The organism is Micromonospora lutea, from assembly GCF_016863535.1.
In the GTDB taxonomy this organism is placed as follows: domain Bacteria; phylum Actinomycetota; class Actinomycetes; order Mycobacteriales; family Micromonosporaceae; genus Micromonospora; species Micromonospora lutea.
Window position 1 is genome coordinate 1 of sequence record NZ_BOPB01000052.1, and the last position, 1,656, is coordinate 1,656.

Sequence of the window (1,656 nt, forward strand, 5' to 3'; positions counted from 1 at the left end):
CGGGCTCGGCAGGTGGGCGCCGAACGCCGGGTCCGCCGTCCAGGACGTCACCTGGATGCAGGTCTCCGCCGGCCCGTACAGGTTGACCAGTGTCGCGGCGCTCGCCTGGTGGAACCGGTCACGTAGCTTCGGCGACAATGTCTCACCGCCGACGAAGACCTGACGCAGCTCGGTCAGTTGCGCGAAGCCGGGCGTACCCAGCAGTACGTCCAACATGGAGGGCACCATCTGCAGGACGGTGATCCGCTGATTGGCGCAGGCCCGCACCAGGTAGGCCGGGTCCCGGTGCCCGTCCGGTCGGGCCATGACCAGCGTGGCGCCGGCGACGAGGGGCGCGTAGAACTCCCAGACCGAGGCGTCGAAACCGCACGGGGTCTTCTGGAGCAGCCGGTCCTCGGCGGTGAGCGGGAACGCCGCACGCATCCAGAGCATGTGGTTGGCGAGCGCTCGGTGGGTAATCATCACCTGCTTCGGAGCGCCGGTCGACCCGGAGGTGCTCATCAGGTACGCGAGCTGGTCGGGATCGACGGGCACCTGGAGGTCGTCGGTGCGGCCGTACGGATCCGGTGCGGTGACGTCGACGACCGGCAGACCGAGACCGGCGACAGCCTCCCGCATCGCCTCGGTGGCACAGAGCACGGCGGTGACGCCGGAACGCAACAGCAGGTCACGGCGGCCGGCCGCCTCGGCCGGGTCGATCGGCAGGTAGCAGCCGCCCGCCTTGAGGACCGCGAGCATCGCCACCGGCAGGTGCCGGCCCCGTTCGATCAGCAGTGCCACCAGCGACTCGGCGCCGAGCCCCCGGTCGACGAGATGCCGGGCGAGGCGGTTGGCGGCGGCGTCGAGCTCGGCGTAGCTCAGCTCGCCGTCCTCGGCCAGGACAGCGACCCGGTGCGGGGTACGGGCCGCCTGCGCGGCGACGAGCTGGTGGACGAGTGTGGCGGGCAGGTCAGTGGCGGTGTCGTTCCAGGACCGCAGCAGGGCCAGTTCGGCCGGCGGGGGCAGCAGGACAGCCACCGGCCGGTCCGGGTGATCGGCGGCGGTGCGCAGCACGTGCCCGAGCTGCTCCACCAGACGCACCACCCGGTCGGGTGTGAACAGGTCACTGCGGTAGGTCAGGTCACCGGTGATGCCGCCATCGGTCTCCGCCAGGTTCAGCACCAGCTCGAACTTGGCCGCCGTCACCGGCAGCGGTCGCGGGGTCAGGGTCAGGCCGGTGACCTGCGAGTCGGGCGACGGAACGTTCTGCACGGCCAGCATCACCTGAAAGACCGGGTGCCGGGTGAGGTCCCGCTCGACGCCCAGGTCGGCGACCACCTCCTCGAAGGCGAGGTCCTGGTGGGCGTACGCGGCGAGACAGGTCTCGCGGACCCGGCCCAGCAGCTCGGTGAAGCTGGGGTCACCGGCCGTGCTGGTCCGCATGACGAGCGTACTGGCGAAGAAGCCGACCAGGTCGGCGGTACCGGGGGCCTCACGGTTGGCCACCGGGGTGCCGACCGCGAAGTCGTCCTGCCCGCTGGTGCGGGCCAGGACGGTCTGGAACGCGGCCAGCAGAACCATGAACAGGGTCGCGCCGTGCGCCCGGCCGAGCTCGTGCAGCCGCTCGGTGAGCGCGCCGTCGATCGTGATCGGGACGCTGCCGGCGGCCTCGCCGCC

At 71.7% G+C, this 1,656-nt stretch carries 1 protein-coding gene; it reads right to left on the reverse strand.

Annotated elements, in window-relative coordinates:
- Positions 1-1,656 (reverse strand): non-ribosomal peptide synthetase (locus tag Vlu01_RS27295; RefSeq protein ID WP_204005004.1); only part of this gene is annotated, 1,656 nt, incomplete at both ends.